This is a genomic window from Empedobacter sp. UBA7620, from assembly GCF_002484185.1.
Classification (GTDB): domain Bacteria; phylum Bacteroidota; class Bacteroidia; order Flavobacteriales; family Weeksellaceae; genus Empedobacter; species Empedobacter falsenii_C.
Genome location: NZ_DLJI01000020.1, coordinates 24,570 through 46,943 on the forward strand (window position 1 = coordinate 24,570; position 22,374 = coordinate 46,943).

23 protein-coding genes are annotated in these 22,374 nt (G+C 32.3%); 8 read left to right on the forward strand and 15 right to left on the reverse strand.

Annotated features, from left to right (window positions below; all coding sequences use genetic code 11):
* Window position 1: 1 nt before the first annotated feature.
* The 4 genes from B2217_RS03475 to B2217_RS03490 are packed head-to-tail and all read right to left on the reverse strand — an operon-like array spanning window position 2 to window position 2,720.
* Window positions 2–460, reverse strand: coding sequence for an IPExxxVDY family protein (locus B2217_RS03475; protein WP_280045920.1), 459 nt, complete (start codon window positions 458–460; stop codon window positions 2–4).
* A gap of 4 nt (window positions 461–464) precedes the next feature.
* A complete protein-coding gene (gene rnc / locus B2217_RS03480; RefSeq protein WP_291122103.1) occupies window positions 465–1,217 on the reverse strand; it encodes a ribonuclease III in 753 nt (250 codons plus the stop codon).
* Window positions 1,217–2,470, reverse strand: coding sequence for a beta-ketoacyl-ACP synthase II (gene fabF / locus B2217_RS03485; RefSeq protein ID WP_219034124.1), 1,254 nt, complete (start codon window positions 2,468–2,470; stop codon window positions 1,217–1,219). Before fabF ends, rnc begins: the two co-directional genes overlap by 1 nt.
* A gap of 13 nt (window positions 2,471–2,483) precedes the next feature.
* The gene (locus tag B2217_RS03490; RefSeq protein WP_038336002.1) at window positions 2,484–2,720 is read right to left on the reverse strand and encodes an acyl carrier protein; all 237 of its coding nucleotides are present in this window, start codon (window positions 2,718–2,720) and stop codon (window positions 2,484–2,486) included.
* Between the two features lie 229 nt (window positions 2,721–2,949).
* Here B2217_RS03490 and pckA point away from each other — a divergent pair, with 229 nt between their 5' ends.
* Complete coding sequence (gene pckA / locus B2217_RS03495; RefSeq protein ID WP_291122104.1) at window positions 2,950–4,521, forward strand: phosphoenolpyruvate carboxykinase (ATP); 1,572 nt, start codon at window positions 2,950–2,952, stop codon at window positions 4,519–4,521.
* A gap of 192 nt (window positions 4,522–4,713) precedes the next feature.
* Here pckA and B2217_RS03500 read toward each other — a convergent pair whose 3' ends face one another.
* The 6 genes from B2217_RS03500 to B2217_RS03525 all read right to left on the reverse strand — a co-directional run bounded on the left by B2217_RS03500 (window position 4,714) and on the right by B2217_RS03525 (window position 11,885).
* On the reverse strand, window positions 4,714–5,364 hold the full coding sequence (locus B2217_RS03500) for a tRNA1(Val) (adenine(37)-N6)-methyltransferase (protein WP_286476102.1): 651 nt from the start codon (window positions 5,362–5,364) through the stop codon (window positions 4,714–4,716).
* Between the two features lie 49 nt (window positions 5,365–5,413).
* The gene (locus tag B2217_RS03505; RefSeq protein WP_244957987.1) at window positions 5,414–6,862 is read right to left on the reverse strand and encodes an ATP-binding protein; all 1,449 of its coding nucleotides are present in this window, start codon (window positions 6,860–6,862) and stop codon (window positions 5,414–5,416) included.
* A gap of 1 nt (window position 6,863) precedes the next feature.
* On the reverse strand, window positions 6,864–7,451 hold the full coding sequence (locus B2217_RS03510; RefSeq protein WP_180905568.1) for a riboflavin synthase: 588 nt from the start codon (window positions 7,449–7,451) through the stop codon (window positions 6,864–6,866).
* A gap of 102 nt (window positions 7,452–7,553) precedes the next feature.
* A complete protein-coding gene (gene glmS / locus B2217_RS03515; protein WP_180905567.1) occupies window positions 7,554–9,401 on the reverse strand; it encodes a glutamine--fructose-6-phosphate transaminase (isomerizing) in 1,848 nt (615 codons plus the stop codon).
* A gap of 45 nt (window positions 9,402–9,446) precedes the next feature.
* A complete protein-coding gene (locus B2217_RS03520; protein ID WP_038336008.1) occupies window positions 9,447–11,057 on the reverse strand; it encodes a DUF4270 family protein in 1,611 nt (536 codons plus the stop codon).
* Window positions 11,058–11,072: 15 nt separating this feature from the next.
* Entirely contained in the window at window positions 11,073–11,885 is an 813-nt protein-coding gene (locus B2217_RS03525; protein WP_038336009.1) for a glycogen/starch synthase, read from the reverse strand.
* Window positions 11,886–12,003: 118 nt separating this feature from the next.
* On the opposite strand from B2217_RS03525, the gene panC reads away from it, so the two are divergent.
* From panC to B2217_RS03540, 3 genes are all read left to right on the forward strand, one after another.
* Complete coding sequence (panC, locus tag B2217_RS03530) at window positions 12,004–12,846, forward strand: pantoate--beta-alanine ligase (RefSeq protein WP_291122105.1); 843 nt, start codon at window positions 12,004–12,006, stop codon at window positions 12,844–12,846.
* Between the two features lie 85 nt (window positions 12,847–12,931).
* Complete coding sequence (gene panD, locus B2217_RS03535) at window positions 12,932–13,279, forward strand: aspartate 1-decarboxylase (protein ID WP_180905565.1); 348 nt, start codon at window positions 12,932–12,934, stop codon at window positions 13,277–13,279.
* 23 nt (window positions 13,280–13,302) lie between these two features.
* Entirely contained in the window at window positions 13,303–14,322 is a 1,020-nt protein-coding gene (locus B2217_RS03540; RefSeq protein ID WP_180905564.1) for a lysylphosphatidylglycerol synthase transmembrane domain-containing protein, read from the forward strand.
* A 158-nt stretch (window positions 14,323–14,480) separates the two neighbouring features.
* Here B2217_RS03540 and B2217_RS03545 read toward each other — a convergent pair whose 3' ends face one another.
* Genes B2217_RS03545 through B2217_RS03555 form a run of 3 tightly spaced genes read right to left on the reverse strand, consistent with a single transcriptional unit; the run spans window position 14,481 to window position 16,816 of the window.
* Entirely contained in the window at window positions 14,481–15,257 is a 777-nt protein-coding gene (locus tag B2217_RS03545) for a hypothetical protein (RefSeq protein WP_180905563.1), read from the reverse strand.
* Window positions 15,250–16,032 carry a hypothetical protein gene (locus B2217_RS03550; protein ID WP_180905562.1) on the reverse strand — a complete coding sequence of 261 codons (783 nt, stop codon included), beginning with the start codon at window positions 16,030–16,032 and terminating at the stop codon, window positions 15,250–15,252. Before B2217_RS03550 ends, B2217_RS03545 begins: the two co-directional genes overlap by 8 nt.
* Entirely contained in the window at window positions 16,025–16,816 is a 792-nt protein-coding gene (locus B2217_RS03555) for a hypothetical protein (protein ID WP_180905561.1), read from the reverse strand. Before B2217_RS03555 ends, B2217_RS03550 begins: the two co-directional genes overlap by 8 nt.
* 198 nt (window positions 16,817–17,014) lie before the next feature.
* Here B2217_RS03555 and radA point away from each other — a divergent pair, with 198 nt between their 5' ends.
* Genes radA through B2217_RS03575 form a run of 4 tightly spaced genes read left to right on the forward strand, consistent with a single transcriptional unit; the run spans window position 17,015 to window position 19,887 of the window.
* Window positions 17,015–18,379, forward strand: a complete 1,365-nt coding sequence (gene radA, locus B2217_RS03560; RefSeq protein ID WP_038336016.1) for a DNA repair protein RadA — start codon at window positions 17,015–17,017, stop codon at window positions 18,377–18,379.
* Between the two features lie 3 nt (window positions 18,380–18,382).
* Entirely contained in the window at window positions 18,383–19,039 is a 657-nt protein-coding gene (locus tag B2217_RS03565) for an acyltransferase (protein WP_038336017.1), read from the forward strand.
* A gap of 55 nt (window positions 19,040–19,094) precedes the next feature.
* Window positions 19,095–19,472: a CD225/dispanin family protein gene (locus B2217_RS03570; RefSeq protein WP_038336018.1), complete on the forward strand. Its 378-nt coding sequence runs from the start codon at window positions 19,095–19,097 to the stop codon at window positions 19,470–19,472.
* Window positions 19,473–19,476: 4 nt separating this feature from the next.
* On the forward strand, window positions 19,477–19,887 hold the full coding sequence (locus B2217_RS03575) for a DUF2752 domain-containing protein (protein WP_084106918.1): 411 nt from the start codon (window positions 19,477–19,479) through the stop codon (window positions 19,885–19,887).
* 21 nt (window positions 19,888–19,908) lie between these two features.
* Here B2217_RS03575 and B2217_RS03580 read toward each other — a convergent pair whose 3' ends face one another.
* Both B2217_RS03580 and B2217_RS03585 read right to left on the reverse strand, forming a co-directional pair.
* Window positions 19,909–21,666 (reverse strand): Ig-like domain-containing protein, encoded by a 1,758-nt coding sequence (locus B2217_RS03580; protein WP_038336019.1) that lies wholly within the window; start codon window positions 21,664–21,666, stop codon window positions 19,909–19,911.
* Window positions 21,667–21,693: 27 nt separating this feature from the next.
* Window positions 21,694–22,359, reverse strand: a complete 666-nt coding sequence (locus tag B2217_RS03585) for a ComF family protein (RefSeq protein ID WP_038336020.1) — start codon at window positions 22,357–22,359, stop codon at window positions 21,694–21,696.
* Window positions 22,360–22,374: the final 15 nt, after the last annotated feature.

Genomic DNA, 22,374 nt, shown 5'->3' on the forward strand with positions numbered 1-22,374 from the left:
GTTAGAAAACCAATTGATCTGCATTGCTAATCAAATCGATATCTATTTTTTTGATCGTTTTTATAAAATCTTTTTCTACAAATGGTAGTTGAAGATATTGTAGTTCATCTTCCCAACCAGAGATTTTTACAACATAATTGCAATCCTTGTAATTTGGCACAAGAATAACGCTCTCTTTGAAAAGATTTGATAAATCTACTTCATTTTTTTTAAAATCGGATTGATTTGGAGTATTTTTAATGATATGATAATCTATTTTATTTGCTTCGTCTAACCATTGATAGGTTTCGAAAAAATAAGTATGCTCATCTAACCGAATATCCAAATCGTGAATACGCTCAAAACGCGTATCAAAAGTAGAGTTGAGATGGAAAATAAATTGTGTAGAAGTGTTAAAACTAGAATTTACGCCTATGAGATGAAAATCTATCCAATCATCATATAAGAGTAATTCTGCCATGTTTCTAAACTTTTTCTATTTTCTTTTGTAGCGAATAGTAGGCGCGTTTTGCTGCACTTTCTTCTGCTTTCTTTTTAGAAGTTCCTCTCCCTTTCGAGATGACTTTATCATTGAGACGGATAACTGATACAAAAACCTGCAAATCTTCTGCGTTTTGCTCCTCAAATGTATTGAATCTTATCGTATTTCTCGTTTTTTGACTCCATTCCAAAATCAACGATTTGTGACTTGTAATCGTGTGTTCCAAACGATCTAAATCCGCATAAGGGTCAATAATTTTGACTTGAATAAATTTTTGTACGGCATTTATGCCTCCATCTACATAAATTGCACCTACCAAAGCTTCCAACATATCACCATTTACGTCTTCACCTAAATTGTTGTGATTGTTCATTGGATCCAAATAATCTAACAAGCCAAGTTGTTTCGAAACGGCATTCAATTGTTTACGCGAAACAATTTTAGAACGCATTTTTGTTAAATAACCTTCTTGTTGATCTGGCGCTTTGTAGTATAAGTGCATTGCTGCAGAAGCACCAAGTAATGCATCTCCTAAAAACTCTAATCTTTCAAAGTTTATACTGTTTCCATTTTCATCTTTTTTCTGTGCAGATCTGTGGGTAAATGCTTCTTTAAAAACCTCAACATTGCGAGGAGTATAACCCAAAATCGACTTCAAAAATTTCAAAAAAGGATCAGATGAATTTGAATCATCACGATGATTTTTAAAAGAAAATAATTTTTTTAAGAAAGACATTACTTATACTTCTTAAATATCACACAAGCATTGTGACCACCGAAACCAAAAGTATTACTCAATGCATAATCTACATTTTTCTCTTTTGCTTTGTTAAATGTATAATCGATTTTCGGATCAAGATTTTCATCATCCGTAAAATGATTAATTGTTGGTGGAACGATACTGTTATTGATTGCTCCAATAGCCGAAATCGCTTCAACAATCCCTGCACCACCTAATAAGTGACCAGTCATAGATTTTGTTGAATTGATTTGAATATTATAAGCATGTTCTCCAAATAATTTTTGAATTGCTTTAGATTCTGCAATATCACCTAATGGTGTAGATGTTCCGTGCATATTGATATGATCCACGTCTTCTACGCTGATATTGGCATCTAATAAAGCCTCTCTCATCACATTTAATGCGCCTAATCCTTCGGGATGTGGAGCTGTAATATGGTGAGCATCTGCTGTCATTCCTGTTCCTACTAATTCTGCATAAATGGTAGCTCCACGCGCAATAGCATGTTCGTACTCTTCTAACACAATACATCCAGCTCCTTCTCCCATTACAAAACCGTCACGGTCTTTGTCGAAAGGTCTTGAAGCAGTTTGTGGATCATCATTTCGTGTAGATAACGCATGTAATGCATTGAAACCTCCAATACTTGATGCTGTAATCGCAGCTTCTGAACCTCCTGTTACAATTGCTTCTGCTTTTCCAAGTCTTAATAACATATAAGCGTCAATAATTGCATTTGTTGAAGAGGCACATGCCGAAACAGTTGTATAATTAGGTCCCATAAGACCAAATTCCATTGAAATATGACCAGGCGTGATATCTGCAATCATCTTAGGGATAAAGAAAGGATTGAAACGTGGTGTTCCATTTCCTGTCGCGTAATTCGAAACTTCTTCTTCAAAAGTTTTAATTCCACCGATACCAGATCCCCATATAACGCCGATACGCTCTTTGTTTACATTTGTATCTTCTAAGATTCCACTGTGTTTTATTGCCTCTCTAGCTGCAATAATTCCCAATTGGGCACAACGGTCAATTTTTCTTGCCTCTTTACGATCAAAATGATCTTCGATATTGAAGTTTTTGATCTCACAAGCAAATTGTGTCTTAAAAAGAGTTGCGTCAAAAAGCGTAATAGGCGCAGCGCCACTTACACCATTCACTAATCCATTCCAGTATTCTTGGTATGAATTTCCGATTGGTGTTAGCGCGCCTAAACCTGTTACTACTACTCTTTTTAATTCCATAAAATAGGAACTATTACTTGTTTAAGTCTTCGATGTATGTTACAGCTTGACCTACAGTTGAAATTTTTTCTGCTTGATCGTCTGGAATTTGGATATCAAATTCTTTTTCGAATTCCATGATTAATTCTACTGTGTCTAATGAATCAGCTCCTAAATCGTTAGTGAAACTTGCTTCTAGCGTAACTTCGCTTTCGTCAACTCCTAATTTATCTACGATAATCGCTTTCACTCTTGATGTAATGTCAGACATAATTTTCTAATTTTAATTGTTGTAAACTAGTGCAAAAATATAAAACTTATATTAAATACAAGCTTTTTTTTATATGCACGCATAAGAACTTGGAAATATATGGTGAATAAACATGCACGAAAACGTTTAAGTGAATGACATAAGTCAAATTTTTCACGCTTCTTTTTATTGTAACTTTGTACAAAGTTTTTACCTTTAAAATTTTAAAAATACTTTAAAAATCACAAAAATGAGCATAGAATTGGCATCTTACGGAATAAAAAATTCCAAAATTAACTATCAATTATCTCCTGAAGAGCTTACAGAGAAAATGATAGAATTAGGACAGGGAGAAATTACATCTTCTGGAGCAGTAAATATGTTAACCGGAGAATTTACAGGACGTTCTCCTAAAGATCGTTTTATTGTTAAAGACGAAATCACTGCAGAAAACGTTTGGTGGGATGGAAACATCAATATTCCTTTCGATTCTGATAAATTTGACGCTTTATACGATAAAGTTGTTGAGCATTTAAGCAACCGCGAAATTTATGTACGTGATGCTTTTGCTTGTGCTGACGATGCATACAAAACAAAAATTAGAGCAATTACAGAAACTCCTGCTGCTAATTTATTTATCTATAACATGTTTATTCGTCCAACGGAGGAAGAATTAAAAAACTTTGGTGATGCTGAATGGACAATTATCAATGCGCCAACTTTTGTTGCAGATGCTAATGAAGATGGTACAAGACAACACAATTTCTCTATCTTAAATTTTAAACGTAAAATTGTTTTAAACGGAGGAACTGGTTATACAGGAGAAATGAAAAAGGGTATTTTCTCTGCCTTAAACTTCATCATGCCAGTATTCAGAAATACTTTACCAATGCACTGTTCTGCAAACTCTGGTGAAAATGGAGATACAGCAATGTTCTTTGGTTTATCTGGAACAGGAAAAACAACTTTATCAGCAGACAAAAACAGACGTTTGATTGGTGATGACGAACACGGATGGACAGAAGACAATACGGTTTTCAATTTTGAAGGTGGTTGTTACGCAAAAGTTATCAACTTATCTCCAGAAGGTGAGCCAGAAATTTTTGCAGCAATCAAAGACGGAGCTTTATTAGAAAACTGTAAATTAATTCCAGGAACTAACGAGGTTGATTTTACAGATACATCTATCACAGAAAACACACGTGTTTCTTATCCAATTGATTATATCGAAAATATTGCAGTTCCTTCTGTAGGAAAGAATCCTAAAAATATTTTCTTCTTATCGTTTGATGCTTACGGAGTTTTCCCTCCAATTGCAAAATTAAACCCAGATCAAGCGGCTTACTTATTTATCTCAGGATATACATCTAAAGTTGCTGGTACAGAAGCTGGTGTTACAGAGCCTCAAACTACATTTTCTACATGTTTTGGTGCGCCATTCATGCCGTTACATCCAACTAAATATGCTGAAATGTTGAGCGATAAAGTTGAGAAAACTGGTGTAAATGTTTGGTTAATCAATACAGGTTGGAATGGTAAAAAAGAGCGTATGTCTTTAAAAGATACACGTGCAGTTATCAATGCAGCTTTAAACGGAGATTTGAACAACGCTGAATTCAAAAAAGATCCTTATTTCGGATTTGAAGTTCCAGTTGCAATCGAAGGTGTTGCTTCAGAAAAATTAAGTCCAGCGACTTCTTTTGATTCTACAGCAGCATACGAAGCAAATGCGAAAGAATTAGCAGATAAATTCAAAGCGAACTTCAAGAAATTTGAAGAGTTTGCAACTGCTGATTTATTAGCTGGTGGACCAACTATTTAAGGTTAAGATTGAGGTTGAGAATGAGTTTTTAACTCATTTTGAAAATCAGAAATAAATACAAAACCGAGCAAATTGCTCGGTTTTTTTTATGTTTTTATACTTTGAATAATTTTCCACATAGACACATAGAAATTGATGATTATTTGATAAAAAATCAGTAGTTTACTCATAGTTTTTCGTCTTTGATGAAAATTACATTTTCAAGTAAAAGTCTTTTGTTAAATCGATATAATCTTCTGTGTATTGATGACGATCGACTTCGATAATTAATTCTTTTTCTTGTATATCTTTTTCATGAAAACTAAATTCTAACAACACACGTTTTGTAACCGTTGTCGAATTCCCTTTGATATAAACAACTCTAGATAATTTTAAAGCGTTTTGAGCCGTTATCATACAAAAATCACCCATTTGATCGTATGGAATTATAAAACTCGCTAATCCGTCTTTTTGTAGTAATTCGGCAGTTTTTTTTATTAATTCTTCGAAAGTCAAGGTTTCTTGCTGGCGTGCTTGTTTACGCGCATCAAAATCAACCGTATCATTCACCACAAAAAAAGGTGGATTACTGACAATCAAATCATATTTTTTATTGGTTGAATAATCTTGAAGCGATGAATTAAAAATGGTTAATCGATCTGAAAAAGATGCATTCTCGAAATTTTCTTTTGCTTGTAAAAAAGCATCGTTATCAATTTCTATTGCCTCAATCATAGAAAGAGGAAAACGTTGCGCTAACATCAACGAAATTAATCCAGTTCCTGTACCAATGTCTAAAATAGTATTTCCACTTTTTAAATCAGCCCAAGCGCCAAGTAAAACACCATCTGTGCCTACTTTCATTGCGGTTTTATCTTGAAAAATTTCGAATTGTTTGAATCGAAAAGGTTTTCTATTCATTGTAAGGAATCAAAATGTAGAATGTTGTACCGACAGAAATTTCGGTTTCGAAACGAATTGATCCGTCATAATCGTCAATAATTTTTTTCACCATTGGCAAACCAATTCCCATTCCACTATTCTTTGTTGTAAATTTCGGAACAAAAATAGAATCTTGTGATTCGATAGGAATTCCATTCCCATTATCTTGAATGGTGATATGAAGAAAATCTTTAACTAACGCCACATCTACTCTCACTTTTGCTGTACGAGATTGTGGAATAGATTGAAACGCATTCTTAGTAATATTGGTAATAATTCGATTCATATATTGTTTATCAAAACGCATCATGATGATGTTAGGCGAATAATTAAATTCTATAAATTCCATCGGAAATACAAAAAGGGTATTTTTGATAACATCAACCACATCTATTTTTTCGTCTTTACGAGAAGGCATTTTAGCAAAATCTGAAAAAGCTTCGGCTATCGCAGAGATGGTATCAATTTGTTGCAATAAAATATTAGTTGTTCGCATCGTCTTTTCTTCAAGATTCGGATCATTGATATCAAATTTTCGCATATAATTCTGAATCATTAATCGCATTGGTGTTAATGGATTTTTGATTTCATGCGCCACTTGTTTTGCAAAATCTCTCCAGGCTTCTTCACGTTCTTGTTTAGCCAACAAATCTGATTGTTCCCGCAATCGGTACAACATATCATTATAAGAATCTACCAGAACCTTTATTTCATCGTTACCATCGTAACGAATCGGCATATTGTTTACAATAACTTCTGTTTCGCGAATACGATCTGCAAACGACCAAAGTTTATTAAGCGTACGTTTAGTAACAAAATAGACCGCAAATGTTCCAAACAAAAGAATAACTCCAAAAGCCAATCCATAACTACCAATTAATGTAAACATGTCTTGTTGTAAAAAATCTTGGTTAGATTGATAAGGTAGACAGAGAACAGCAATATTTTCGTTGTAATAATTTTTGATATGACTATAAGACGAATAAACATTGTTATCGTAAGCCGTATCTTTATTGGTTACAATAAAATCATTTGATTTTTGTAGTTGGTCTAATATTTTCTGAGGTAAAACATCATAAGTCGTTGAAACTGGCTGTGTGGTTAAAATTTTATTACCACGCAAATCATAAATTACAATATCGGTTTTATTGATATCAGCAATGCGAAGAAAACCATCTTCTAAAATGTCATGAATATTATCTTTGCTTGCTATCCCAGGGTAATTATCCATTTCATAATCTATCGCAGATTCTACCGCTCTAACTTTTCGTTTGAGAATATCTTCGTGATATTGTTTAGTTTGTGCATTGAAATGATTGGCAGTAATCAGCAAGATAGCTCCTGCTGTAAATAACAAAATCGTTACCATATAAATGATAATACGAACGGGTAGCGATAGGTTATTTTTTTTTCTAATCATTTTATTTTTGGAATAATCTTTTGACGTATTTTCCTAAGATATCAAATTCTAAATTCATTGTATCGCCAACTTTCACTTGATTAAGGTTTGTAAACTCCCAAGTATATGGAATAATTGCAACCGAAAACTGCCCTACTTTACTGTCAACAACTGTTAAACTAATTCCGTTAAGACAAATCGAACCTTTTTCTACTGTAACATTTCCAGACGATGCTTCATCATATTCTACTGTAACAAAAAAGCTACCATTTTGGTTTTCTATCGAAACAATTTTTCCGGTTTGATCTACATGACCCTGCACAATGTGACCATCGATACGACCATTGAATTGCAAACATCGTTCTAAATTGATTAAATCACCGTTTTTTAATGTGTTAAAATTTGTTTTTTGTAGCGTTTCCTCTATAGCAGTGACTTTGTAAAGCCCATCTTTGAAATCAACAACTGTTAAACAAACTCCATTATGTGCAACACTTTGATCAATTTTTAATTCATCACAAAAATCAGCCTCAATCCATAAATGTAAATTAGATTGATCTTTCTCCGCTTTAATAAGCTTTCCTACTCCTTCTACGATTCCTGTAAACATGATGTTATTTTTTGTGAAATTAATAATTAATTTAAACTTATAAATGAAAAAGGGATGATTTTAAAACATCATCCCTTAAATATATTAACTCTGTAATAATTTTTACTCTACAGTAACAGATTTTGCCAAGTTACGAGGCTGATCTACATTCTTACCTAATTTAACGGCAATCCAATATGATAATAATTGTAATGGAATAGCTGTTAAGATTGGAGAGAATTCTTCTGCTGTTTCTGGGATTACCACGTAATCATCTGCCATAGCAGTTACTTGCTCGTCACCATCATTAACGATTGCAATTACTTTAGCGCTACGAGATTTAATTTCTTGAATATTAGAAACTACTTTTTCGTAATAACCTTTTTTCGTTGCAATAACAATAACTGGCATATTTTCGTCCAATAAGGCGATTGGTCCGTGCTTCATTTCTGCTGCTGGATAACCTTCTGCGTGGATATATGAAATTTCTTTCAATTTTAATGCTCCTTCTAAAGCCGATGGATAGTTATATCCACGTCCTAAATAAATTGCATTTCTGTTGTCTTTGTATTTTTCTGCGATTTGATCAACAACACCTTCACAGTTGTCTAAAATTTGTTGAACTAAATCTGGAATACGCTCTAATTCGCGTGTTAACAACGTGAATTTTTCTGTTGATAATTCTCCATTGTGTTTACCTAATTTTAAGGCAATCAATGCTAAAATTGTTAACTGAGCTGTAAATGCTTTTGTTGATGCAACACCAATTTCTGGTCCTGCGTGTGTATAAGCACCTGCATCTGTAATACGAGCAATAGAAGAACCTACAACATTATTAATTCCGAAGATAAATGCTCCAGCCTCTTTTGCTAATTTAAGTGCTGCCAATGTATCTGCTGTTTCTCCAGATTGAGAAATTGCAATCACGACATCGTGTTTATTGATGATTGGATTACGGTAACGGAACTCTGATGCATATTCTACTTCTACAGGAATACGAGCGAAATCTTCGATCATATATTCTGCAACTAAACCTGCATGATAAGAAGTTCCACATGCAACAATGATGATACGTTTTGCATTCAAGAATTTTTCTTGATGATCCCAAATACCAGCCATTTTGATAACGCCTTCGTCTACTAATAAACGTCCACGCATTGTATCACGAATAGAACGAGGTTGTTCGTTGATTTCTTTTAACATGAAATGCTCGTAACCACCTTTTTCAATCGCTTCGATATTTAATTGTAACTCTTGAACATCTAAAGAAACCGCTTCGTTATTTTGGATTGTGCGTACATCAACTTCTTTGTCTAAAGTAATTGTTGCCATGTCACCATCTTCCAAATAAACCGCATCTTTTGTAAACTCGATAAACGGAGAAGCATCAGAAGCTACAAAAAATTCGTTTTCTCCAATACCAATTGCCAATGGAGAACCTAAACGTCCTACAACAATTGTATTTGCTTCTTCTTTGTCTAAAACTGCAATTGCATAAGCTCCAATCACTTCATTCAAAGCTAAACGAACTGCATCAGTTAAATTTAAGTTTTGTTCTTCTTGAAATAATTGAATAAAGTTTACTAAAACTTCTGTATCTGTATCACTATGAAAAACGTACCCTTTGTCTTTTAATAATTGTTTGATTGATTCATAATTTTCAATAATTCCGTTATGAACCAATACCAAACGTCCATTATTAGACATATGAGGATGAGAGTTTACATCATTTGGAACACCATGTGTTGCCCAACGTGTATGCCCAATTCCTAAATGAGGTGTTTTATCTAAATTTGCTGATTTATCTTCTAAATCTGAAACTTTTCCTTTTGTTTTTACCAATTCAAAATCGGTACCAGTAGAAAGAACTAAACCTGCACTATCATATCCACGATATTCTAGTCTTTTTAGTCCATTAATAATAATTGGGTACGCTTCGCGATGTCCAATATATCCTACAATTCCACACATAATATTTTATAGTATTTTAGTTAAATTCGTTAAATATAATACGCCCTATTTTTGAGAGTAATATACCAATAATTTCAATTTTTTATCCGCTACTTCCGAATTATTTCCATGTAAAACAATTCTGTATGGATTATAAGCTCTATTATTTTGATAAGGATTTGTACTATTAATAGTTGTTGCATAACTAACAGATGTTATAAAATTACCCATTGTAATAAACATCGTTTGATCTTTAAACTCATTTCCTTTCTCTAACATGCTTTTTAGATGTTTCGTGATATCAATTGTATAATAATCAGTATCTCCTTTTACAATAGGATTAAAGTGAACTGATGTAGGATATGCATTATAGAATTCTAAAACGTCTGCATACAATTCATTTATAACTTTATCATCTTTTTTGTAATTATTCCAAGCAACTAAATAAGGTGGTTTTGGGAAACCTGTAGAACCATCAATATAGAATTTTAATTTTGCACCAAGAATCACAATGTTACTTTTTGTCATCTCAGATTTTAATTCATCTAATTGCGTTTGATTGATTCTTAATTTTGCATAATTCCCACTCATTCCGCTTAAATACAATCTTGCATCACCATTCACTTCATCAGGTTTGATTGTAGAATAAGTTGAACCTACTGCATTGTTCACAATTTGAGAAGCAATAATATTTGCATTATTTGCAGTACCAGAATTCCACTGATTTGTCATATCAAAAGCATAAGTAACACTTACACGTTCTTTATAATCAGTATCAGTATCTTTTTTTTCAGTTGGATTCTTTTTAGAATAATACATATTCAAGTCAATTTTATTTGGATTAAAATTGACAATAAATCCATTTGATTCTTCTACAGAAAACTCTAAACCTTTGATATTTTCACGAATAAATGTTGCGTAATCAGAAAGTAATCCTGTTTTAGCATTTTTAATAATTTTTTCGTCAAAATAATCTGGATCTAAAGAAACTTTGTAACCAGGAACAACCTCAGAAATATTAGAAGTTCCAGTTTTTTGTTTAACAACTTTTCCTGTTACTGTTTTTCCGATTGTAGCTTTTCCAATTACTCTTGAATTAACAGAAATTGGCGTCTCAAGTCCACTTAATGTTGAAAAATATTTTGTGTCTTTGTATAAAACCGTATTAATGTCTTTAATTTTCAACGTCATTGTCAAATCCTTATTACCATACAAAGAATCTACTGCATACTTTGTTGTAATTTGGATTGTATCTGTATCTTTTGGTTTCTCTCCTGGTTTAGAAAGATTGATCGTATCTTTAGAAATTGGATCTTTAGTCGTGTTGTAATAAACTGGAATTACCAAATTCACAGAATCTACTTTAGGTTCTGTTCCAAAATCCTGATCACCAATAGACGAAGGTCTAATTTGTGTATAAAACTTAGAGGATGTAGAACCAAAAATTGGTTCGTTGTACACACCAAAAGCTCCATTTTGAAGTACAAATTTATCTGTACGAAGCGTATCAAAATTTGCATTAAAAGCAATAACATCTAAGGATTTTACATTTCCTTCTGCCTCACCTCTAATCACATTGTTATCTAATCCTAGTGTTTCATTCTCACACGAAACAATTGCTCCCATTCCAATCATCATTGCAACAGACACAGAAAGGACATTCAAAAATTTTTTCATTAATCTAAACAGATTTTAATTAGAGTTCATTACTTCCTCAAGATAGAAGTTATTGTAAACTTCTTTTGCTTGTTCTTTAGAACAATAGTCTAATAGAGGAATATTTTGTTGGTTGATATAGTTTTTCACATCTTCTGGAATCATCTCTTCTCCTTTCGCAACTGCATCTGCATATTGTAAAGAAGCTTGAATCATACCCAAATGTGTAGGTTTTTCTAAATATGTTTGTACATCAGCTTCTACCTTATCAAAAGCTAATTTTTTAACTAATTCGTTATCTAATTCTCCTTCAAATCCGTTGTCAAATAAAGAAACAACAACTTTCGCATCTTGAAAGAAAGGATCGTCAGAATAATATTTTTTTAGATACAATGGTACTAAACTAGACATCCAACCCATTACGTGAACAACATCTGGTTTCCAGTTTAATTTTTTTACTGTCTCTAAAACTCCTTTTGCGAAGAAAATAGAACGCTCGTCGTTATCAGAAAATAATCCATTATCTTCTCCATAAACTTCTTTACGTTTGAAATATTCTTCGTTATCAATAAAATACACTTGTAGTCTTTCTCCTGGAACAGAAGCGACTTTAATGATTAATGGTTGATCCAAATCATTAATAATCATGTTCATACCTGAAAGTCGTATTACTTCGTGTAATTGGTGTCTTCTTTCGTTAATTGCTCCAAATCTTGGCATAAAGATTCTTACATCTGCGCCACTACTTTGCATGATTTTTGGCAAATCTAATGCTTGTGAAGACATCGGATTTTCAGGAAAGTAAGGTACCATTTCTGTTGTTACATACAATATGCGCTTTCCTTCCATAATTTCTACTCTCTTTTCCTAATGAATAATAAGGCACAAATTTACAAAAAAATGTTGATATATTATTTGCTTATAGTAGCTTTGCGAGATATTAGTTTTTTTTTAACAAATCAGTGTTATGGTTATATTTAACGAAAAGGAAAAATTAACTCCCGCAATCGTCGAGTTAAAAAACCAAAACAAAACCATTGGCTTTATCCCTACAATGGGCGCTTTACACGAAGGTCACATGTCTTTGGTCAAAGCTTCTAAAGCTCAAAACGACTACACAATCGTCAGCATTTTTGTCAATCCGACACAATTTAATAATCCAGAAGATTTAGCAAAATATCCTCGAACTGAGGAAAATGATAAAGAATTGTTAATGAAAAATGGTTGCGATTTTGTCTATATGCCTACTGTTGAGGATCTATATGAAGCAAATGAAGGTGCAAAACACTACGATTTTGGTACAATAGACCAAGTGATGGAAGGCGCTTCTCGCCCTGGACATTTTGATGGAGTGGCTACAATTGTTTGCAAATTATTCAAAGCAGTTCAACCAACAAGAGCATATTTTGGAGAAAAAGATTTTCAGCAAATTCGTATCATCCAAGAAATGGTAAAACAAGAGAATTTAGATGTCGAAATTGTTCCAATGCCAATTCACAGAGCAAATTCTGGTTTAGCTTTTAGTTCAAGAAATGCACGTTTATCAACACAACAAACTTCAGATGCACCTCAAATTTATTCGATTTTATCACAAGCTGTAAAGCTAAAAAATGAAGGAAAAGATGTTGCTGATGTAAAAGCTTTCGTCGAAAATGAATTCAAAAATTCTCCTTTCGAATTAGAATATTTTGAAATCACAGATGAAGAAACGTTATTGTCTATCGAACATTTTTCTGATGCCAAACATATTCGTGGATTTGTCGTTGCTTATGCAGGCGATGTACGTTTAATCGATAATATTCAGTTTTAATAAAATATAACAAATCCTTTACTCCAATCGAAAAATATTGGAACGGGTTTTGAAATTTATAAGTTCAGTGTAACTTTGCAAAATTATGATGATAGAAGTATTTCACTCTAAAATACATAGAGTTAAGGTAACAGACGCAAAATTAAACTACATCGGAAGTATTACAATCGATGAAGATTTGATAGATGCTGCAAATATGGTAGTTGGTCAAAAAATTCAAATTGTGGTTCAAGAAAACGGAGAACGTTTTGAAACTTACATTATTAAAGGAAAACGTGGAAGTGGAGAAATTTGTTTGAATGGACCAGCGGCACGTAAAGTACAAGTAGGTGATACTGTCATTTTAATCACGTATGCGATGATGGAATTTGAGGAAGCCAAAACCTACGAACCAACAATTGTTTTCCCTAACGAGAACAATCGTTTAGATTAAGAAATTAATTTTCAATAATTTATATGAAGAGTAAGATCAAACAATCGCTCTTCTTAATCATTGCTTCATTGTTAGCCGTTTTTTTTGTCGTGGTAACAGTGAAGCAAATTGATTTCGAACGAGTTGCAAAAGTTTTAAAACAAACCAATTATTTTTGGATTTTTGCATCTATGGCAATCAGTATTCTTACGTATTGGATACGCGCCGCTCGTTGGAATCTTCTTCTAAAACCGATGGGCTACAACACACAAACCTCATCTGGTTTTTGGGCTATTGCATTTGCATATTTTATGAATTTGACCATTCCTCGAAGTGGTGAAGTTGCTCGTGCAACAAGTTTCTATAAAATGGAAAAAGTGCCGTTTGAGAAATCTTTCGGAACAGTAGTTTTAGAACGTGTAATTGACGTTTTATTTTTGGGATTATTTTTCGGTTTAACACTTATTTTCAATTACGAAACATTCATCAAATTTGTTGAATTAGGAAACAAAGAAAAGGCACACCAACCAACAACAGAACCTTCTTTCTTAAAATATTACATCGCAATTGGAGTTCTTGTTTTAGGAATTGGATTAATTGCTATTTTCTGGAAAAAGATTAGTCAATTAAAGTTTTTTGAAAAGATTAAAACGTTTCTATTTGGACTTTGGGAAGGAATAAAATCAATCTCAAAATTAGAAAAAAGAGGTTTATTCATTTTTTATTCTTTCGCACTTTGGATTTGTTATTTTTTAATGACTTTTCTTGTTTTCTTCGCTTTTCCGGACACCAAAAATTTTGGAATACCAGAAGGTTTATTCCTATTGATTGCAGGATCTCTAGGAATGATTTTACCTGTTTCGGGCGGTTTGGCTTATCCGTATATTATGTCGATTGCATTTTCGGCAGTTTATTTAGCAAAAGGCGGAGATCAGCACGAAGGACGAGCAATTGGAGATTATTTTGGATTAATCCTTTATATAGCTCAAGTTGTATCAATGATTAGTTTTGGATTGATTGCTATTTACAAAATCGCACGAATTCGACGAGATTCTACACAATAGTTACATACCTCCAAAGCTACGATTCCAAAGTTTTACCATTTTATTGATTTCCCAAGGATTTATTTTATAAAATATTTTCATAATTATAAAGAAAATAAGATTGACTAACAGTACAAAAAGTAATTCCATAGCGAATAAGTTTTTATTAAATATACATTTTATTTCTTTATCATTTCCAAATATTTAGGTGCTTGTTCCTCTAAAATTTCTGTGATTTTATCGTATTTGTTTTCTTTTACGAGTTTCTCCAATTCAAAATTCGCATAACAATATCGCACATAATCGGTGACTTTATTTTCTGGAATATTTAAACTTTCGATGAAATAATTTGAAGTGAAATAATTCTCTAAATCTTTGATTTTATCTACCTTTTTGAAATACTCGTTTTGTTTTTTATCTTTTTTCTTTTGCCCAGAAATAGATGCTATCCACAAAGAAGGATCCAACAACCCGTTATTATTAATTGTAGAAGTCATGTTAGGATTTATCTTTCGGAAGCGCAAATTTGGATCAAAACCCAAATTCAAATTATCATACAATTCATCTACTTTTCCGTGTTCTAACTTGATGTTATTCTTAAAATTTTTGTCTAATGTATTAATTCGCGCTTCAGCTAGTTCAATCGTTTCAATATTCAAGTGAATCATCAGCATTCCTTTTGCTAAAATATCCGATGTAATTTTGATTTTTCGGTCGATATAAAAATCATGTGTAATCACCAATTCATCTCCAACTGATGCTTTGATCGAAAACATTCCATTTTCGTTTGTCAAAACTCTGGCATTAGTCATTTCATTCAAAATTAAAATATGATCCACAGCATCTTGCCCAACAACGCCATCATCAATGACCACTTTTCCAGTAATCAAAGTTTTTTGCGCAAAAGAAAAAGTGCTTATCAAACCAAAAATTATAACGTATAAAATTTTATTCATTCTTTTGGATTTTTGACAAATAAATCGGTGCTTGTTCCTCTAGAATCTGAGTTATTTTGTCGTAATTATTTGCTGTGACCAATTTGTCTAATTCAAAATTAATATAACAATACTTTACATATTCACTGACTTTATTTTCTGGAATATTCAACGTTTCAATGAAATAATTTGGGGTAAAATAATTCTCCAAATCTTTTATTCTATCTTCTTTTTTGAAATATTCGTACTGTCTTTTTTCTCGCTTCCGTTGACCTGAAATTGCAGTAATCCATGCCGCAGGATTCAATAATCCAAAACTTCCAATATTTGATGTAGCATTAGGATCAATTTTTCTGAAACGCAAATTAGGATCAATTCCCAAATTCAACTGTTTGTACATTTCATCAACTTGGTCATATTTGAGCTTGATATTGTTCTTAAAGTTTTTGTCTAACGTATTAATTCTCGCTTCAGCAAGTTCAATTGTTTCAATATTCAAGTGAATCGTCAGCATTCCTTTTGCTAAAATATCCGATGTAATTTTGATTTTTCGTTCGATATAAAAATCGTGCGTAAAAATCAATTCATCTCCAACAGACGCCTTAATCGAAAACATTCCACTCGCATTTGTAAACGCTTTCGCATTCGTCGATTCATTTGTCACCAAAATATTGTCCACCACATCTTGCCCAGCAATTCCATCATCAATCACCACTTTTCCGGTAATCAAAGTCGTCTGCGCAAATGTAAAAACGCTCAACAAATTCAATAATATAATGTATTTTATTCTACTCATTTTTCTTCATTTTTGCTAAATAAATTGGTGCTTGTTCCTCAATTATAAAAAGAATTTCATCAAAATTATTATCTCGCAACAATTTGGGAAAATCAAAATTTGAATAACAATAATCCAAAAACTCGTTTATTTTTCCTTCAGGAATTTTCAAATCATTCACAAAATAATAGGTCGTAAAAAATTTATGTAACGCCGACAATTGATCTTCTTTCACAACTTTTATCGGAACAGGATTTTTCATTCGCTTTTTTGGACTTTTAAACACATTTAACAACCCAAGCAAATTAACTCCACCAACTTGTTTAATCGTTCTATTCACTCTTTCCTCATCATGTTTAAGATTCAGTTCCGCTTTAAATTCTAGAGAAGTAAAACCTGCTTCATCATTCAATTTTTCTTGAAATGATTTTTCTTTTCCCAAATTTTTGAGCGAATTTTTATCCAATTTCGAGATATTCGCTTCCTTCAATTCAATTACTTCAATATTTACGTGAATCATCACAAAACCTTTCGTAATCGTGCTTTCAGAAACTTTTAATCTTCTTTCTTCAATTCCCGTATGTTTGATTAACAATTCATCATTCAAATTCACATTTATCGAAAATAAGCCAACATTATTCGCTTTTGTTTTGGCTTTTGTCGTTAAGTTTTCAATCAAAGTTCCTTCCAAATCAATAACTTCATCTGCATCATCCACAATAATTTTTCCTGTAATTAAAGTACTTTGAGCATAGGCAGAAATACAAAAAATATAAAAAAAGCTAAGAAGTAAAGTTCTTTTCATTGGCATTTTAAAATATGATTAAAAATAATCGAGAAAACAATTGAAAATCAATATTTAACTCAACTTTATCTAAAGTTGATAATTTGTTAAAAAAGTAAATTATCGTTAACGTTTTTTAGTTGTTGTATTAAAATTTTTCACACTTATAACTCCATATCTTGTCGCGATAAAAGATTATTTTTGTCTAAATTTGAAACTATGGCTAAAACAAAAACTACATATTTCTGCCAAAACTGTGGCACGCAAACCTCGCAATGGATGGGACAATGCAAAAGTTGTGGCGAATGGAATACCATTGTTGAAGAAATTGTGGACAAAGGCGACGAAAAAAAATCGTGGAAAGATAAATCGGATAAAAAAGAGAAAACTTTTGCACTGAATATCCGAGAAATAAATCCATTAGGAGAAATAAGAATTTCGACAAAAAACCAAGAATTAGACCGAGTTTTAGGTGGTGGAATTGTTCCTGGATCAGTGATTTTGGTTGGTGGAGAACCTGGGGTTGGAAAATCCACATTAATGTTGCAAGTAGCCTTAAAGTTAGATACGATTAAAATCTTATATGTATCTGGAGAAGAATCTGTTTCACAAGTAAAACTTCGTGCTGAACGAATTGGAATTGAATCGGATCAATGTTTTATTTTACCTGAAACCAATACGCAAAAAATATTTGCTCACGCCAAAGAAATTCAACCTCAACTGATTGTTGTCGATTCTGTTCAAACACTTCAAACAACTTATGTAGAATCGTCTCCAGGAAGTATTTCTCAAATTCGAGAAACAACTTTTGAGCTAATTCAATACGCAAAAGAAACTAACACACCGATTATTTTAATTGGTCATATTACAAAAGAAGGTGTAATTGCTGGTCCAAAAATTTTGGAGCATATGGTAGATGTTGTGTTACAATTTGAAGGTGATCGCAACCATATTTACCGAATTTTACGTGCAAATAAAAACCGTTTTGGCTCAACTGCAGAAATTGGAATTTACGAAATGCAAGGTGCTGGTTTGCGCGAAGTGACAAATCCATCTGAAGTATTAATTACAAAGAAAGATGAATTATTGAGCGGAAATGCAATTGCAGCAACTTTGGAAGGTGTTCGCCCGATGTTAATTGAAATTCAAGCTTTGGTTTCTACGGCGGTTTATGGAACTCCGCAACGTACGGCGACTGGTTTTGATGCCAAACGATTGAATATGTTGTTGGCAGTTTTAGAAAAACGTGCTGGGTTCAGACTGAATATGAAAGATGTTTTCTTGAATATTACAGGCGGAATTCGAGTGGATGATCCTGCAATTGATTTGGCTGTTATTGTGGCAATTCTTTCATCGAGCGAAGATTCTGCTGTTCCAGATAATTGTTGTTTTGCAGGAGAAGTTGGTTTGAGTGGAGAAATAAGAGCTGTAAATCGTGTTGAACAACGCATTACCGAAGCCGAAAAATTAGGTTTTGATGCAATTTTTGTTTCAAAATACAATAAAATAAAAGATACAGATTTTGGAATTCGAATCGTTAGAATTTCTAAAGTTGAAGATTTATATCGCATGTTATTTCAATAACTTATGAAGAATATTTTTAAAATTAGTTTTATCAAAACTATTATTTTCAATTTTGTCTATTTTAAATTTAGTCAAGCAATTAAATTCCCTGTAATAATTAGCTCTAATTTTAGACTAAAATCTTTACATGGTAAAGTGAATATTCCAATTGATTCTCCTTTTGGATTAATAAAACTTGGTTTTGGAGATGTTTTGATTTTTGATCGAAAATTATCAAAAGGTATATGGGAAAACAAGGGAATAATAAATTTTATTGGTCGATCAAATATTGGTCACGGCTCTAAAATTTCAGTGAGCAAAAGTGGTAGTTTAACATTTGGTCAAAATTTTAACATAACTGCTGAATCTTCTATTGTATGTTACAATAACATTAGTTTTGGCAATAACTGTTTATTATCATGGGATATTCTTATTATGGATACAGATTTTCATAAAATTTATAATCAAGATAAGTCTCTTATTAATCCTAATAAAGCAGTAAACGTTGGTGATAACGTTTGGATATGTAATAAAGTACAAATTTTGAAAGGTTTATCTATTGCAAATGGCTGTATAGTAGGAAGTAATACCGTTGTAAGTAAATCATTAAAAATAGAAAACGCTATATATAGTGGAAATATAAATACACCTATCAAAGAAAATATTTCTTGGGAAATATAATTTTTTGATTAACAGTATTTTTTTTTACTTTTATTTCAAACAAAAAAACATTATTATGGATTATTCTAACCAATCTACTCAAGATTTTAATCAACCTCAACAATCTTCTTTTGAAGAAATTAAACCAAAACAAGAAAACAACCTTGTTTTAGCAATCATTAGTACTGTTTTAGGGCTTTGTTCTCCTTGTTGCATCGGTACTATTGTGGGTATTATTGCAATTGTTTTTGCAAATCAAGTGAATACAAAACACAATATTGGCGATTATACAGGTGCTGAACAAGCAGCTAAGAATTCTAAATTATTAGCTTATGTTGCAATTGGTTTAGGCGTAATTGGTGTTATTATCAATGTTGTGATGTTAATTACAGGAGGTATGGATGCCTATATGGAGCAATATAAAAGTATTTTAGAAAGCTCTAACGGAAATTAATCATATGATAAAACGGATTTTGGTTTATGGACTAGCAACGCTTTTACCCATTTTGGTAATTGTCTATTTTTATAGTTATTACAGCAACCAAAATCCGTTTTCTATCAAATGTATGTTTCATGAAATAATAGGTTTATGGTGTCCTGGCTGTGGTGGTCAACGTGCTCTTTCCTTGCTTGTTCACGGGCATTTTTTACAATCGTTACGCTACAATCTTATTTTGCCTTTTGCACTTTACATTTGTGTACAATTGTATTATGCTATTGTTGGAAATATTTTTTTAGGCAAACCAATGTCAGGCAAATTACATCTCCCTGCAAGTTTTGCGCGAAATTTCTTAATCTTCCTTTTGATTTATTCTATTTTGAGAAACATTCCTCTTTCACCTTTTATATATTTGGCTCCAGAGAGTTAGAATCAAAAAAAAATCAGAGAACTATTCCTCTGATTTCTTATTTGTTGTTCGTGGATTTTGGCGCTCCTCGCCTTCTTTCAATTCTCCTCGACGTATTCTATTTTTGTCCGAATCTTTATCGTCATTTGGTAAAGAAACGGGTTGATTTGCCTCACCTAAAACCCATGTTTCAGTCGCATCCCACATCGCTCTAATTTTGATTGGCTCTGGATACAAATAAATTGGTTCTGGTTGTTTACCTGATAAGTAATCGCCTGTATCCCATTTTCCATTTTCATTTTCATCAACCAATAAACGGAATAAATATTCTCCCGGTTCAATAAAATTAAATTCGAAATAGTTTTTATTTGCTGGATTATATAATTCTTCAATTACTGTAAAGTCTTTATCAGTTTTTAGAAATTGTAGGATAAATGGTTTGCTTGGAGTATTTTGAAGCGTTAATTTCAAATGTCCAAAATCGCCACGCGTTCCCATTTTTATTGGATAAGCAAGCGTATCATTCTTCTCTCCTAACACATCTGTCAAAGCATTTGGATAAATATTAACTTCAAATTTTTCGTCTAAATTTTTATCAAAAGCAAAATTCAAGTTCTGTGCATTCACTGTATCAATGGAAACTTTGAATGGAATTGAAACTGTATCTTTAAACACATAAATTTTAGATAAATCCAATGATTTTATTGGCGCATTTGCCTGAATTTTAAATGGTTTATTTGGTGCTAATTTTTGATCATTTAATGCTTTAAATTCTAATTTTCGTTCTGTATTCGATTTTGAATATAATGCACTTACTTCATCTATTTGATCTTTATGTTGAACCTTGAAATTCAATTTAGCGCTTTTTCCTATAATTGTATCCACCTTTGGATTAAACCAAAAGTTAATCGAATCTTGTTTTGGAAACTTCTGAATATAAGCCGTTTTAAATTCTTTTCCTACCGGTGTTATCGTAACATCATCCGTTGCGCCAGTCGTTTTAAAAACAATTAAACCTTCTTGTTTAAAACTCGCTTCAGGTTTACGATAAGCTGGTTTTTGATTGAATAAATTCAAGTTGATTTGTTGATTTGCATTCAACTCAATTGGTTCGTTATGAAAAGCCAAGCGCTCTTTCCCATAATCGTACATCACATTTTCTACCTTATCCTCAAAAGCAATCAATTTATATTTGCCCGAAGCCAAATAATTTAATTGATATTCTCCTTTATCATTGGCTCTAGCAATGTAATATGGTTTCTTTTGCAGAATAATGCTGTCTTTGTATGTACTATCTATTTTATATAGCCCGACCAATATCTTCTCTGGCAATTTGAAATCATAAGACGAATTTACTCGACCTGTCACCTTCAACGAATCAATAAAACTACCTGTCGAAAAAACATATTGAAAGTTTGACAACTTATTATTTTCATTAAAATCTTGAATCGCATCACCAAAATTGAAACTATATGTCGTATTTGGCAACAATGGTTCTTGAAATTTAATCGAAATGTTTTTCTTCGCTAAAGCTTGCGGCGTCACAATTGGTGGAATTTGAAACGATGGCGAAACAACCACATTTTTGCTGTATTCTTTCAGAAGAATGTACTCATCAAAGTTGATTATTGCCTCTTGCAAATTGACATCTACATTTGTTGCCAACGTATCTGGATCAGCTTTTAGGAAAACTGGCGGAGTTTCATCTTTAGGTCCTCCCGTTGGTGAACCTTGTCTTGCACAAGAAATAACCATCAAAATGGTTAACATCAAAAGCGAAAAACGTGTCGTCTTATTCATGGGCGCAAGTTAAGAAAAAGCTTGTTATTAAGCACAAGCAATGGTAATTACACTTATCTTAAAATTTTCTGAAAGATTAAACTTTTTAATGGCTGATGCAATTGTTGCGCCAGTTGTTAACACATCATCAATCAAAATATAATGTCCTGGTTTAAGATTTGGATTGATTTCAAACGCATCTTTCAAATTTTCTAATCGATGTTTTTTGTCTTCATTTACTTGAGATGAATTGTATTTTGTTCTGATTAATCCATCCGAAAAATAATTAATCTGGTTGATTTCTGCCAACGTTCGCGCAAAATCTTCTACTTGATTGTAGCCTCTTGTTTTCAATCGTTTTGGATGCAACGGAATCGGAATAATTCCGTCATAATCACTCAAATCAAACTTAATCAATTGTGCTAAATCAATTCCAATTTCTGGGCGGTTTCTATATTTCATTTCATGTAAAATGGCTTGTGTGGTATTATGATGTTTAAATTCTAACAAAGAAAATGCATTTTCGACCTCGCAAAAATTTCTCAATTTATCATAAGCACGATTATTTTGATCAAAATTAAAATGCGTAAAAACGAGTTTTGTTGAGCACGAAACACACAGAAATTGCGAAGGTTGAATGACGTCTTGACAATCCAAACAACGCATCGGAAAAAATAAATCAACCAAAGAATTTACGATTGTTTTGATTTCCATTACCTTTGCAAATTA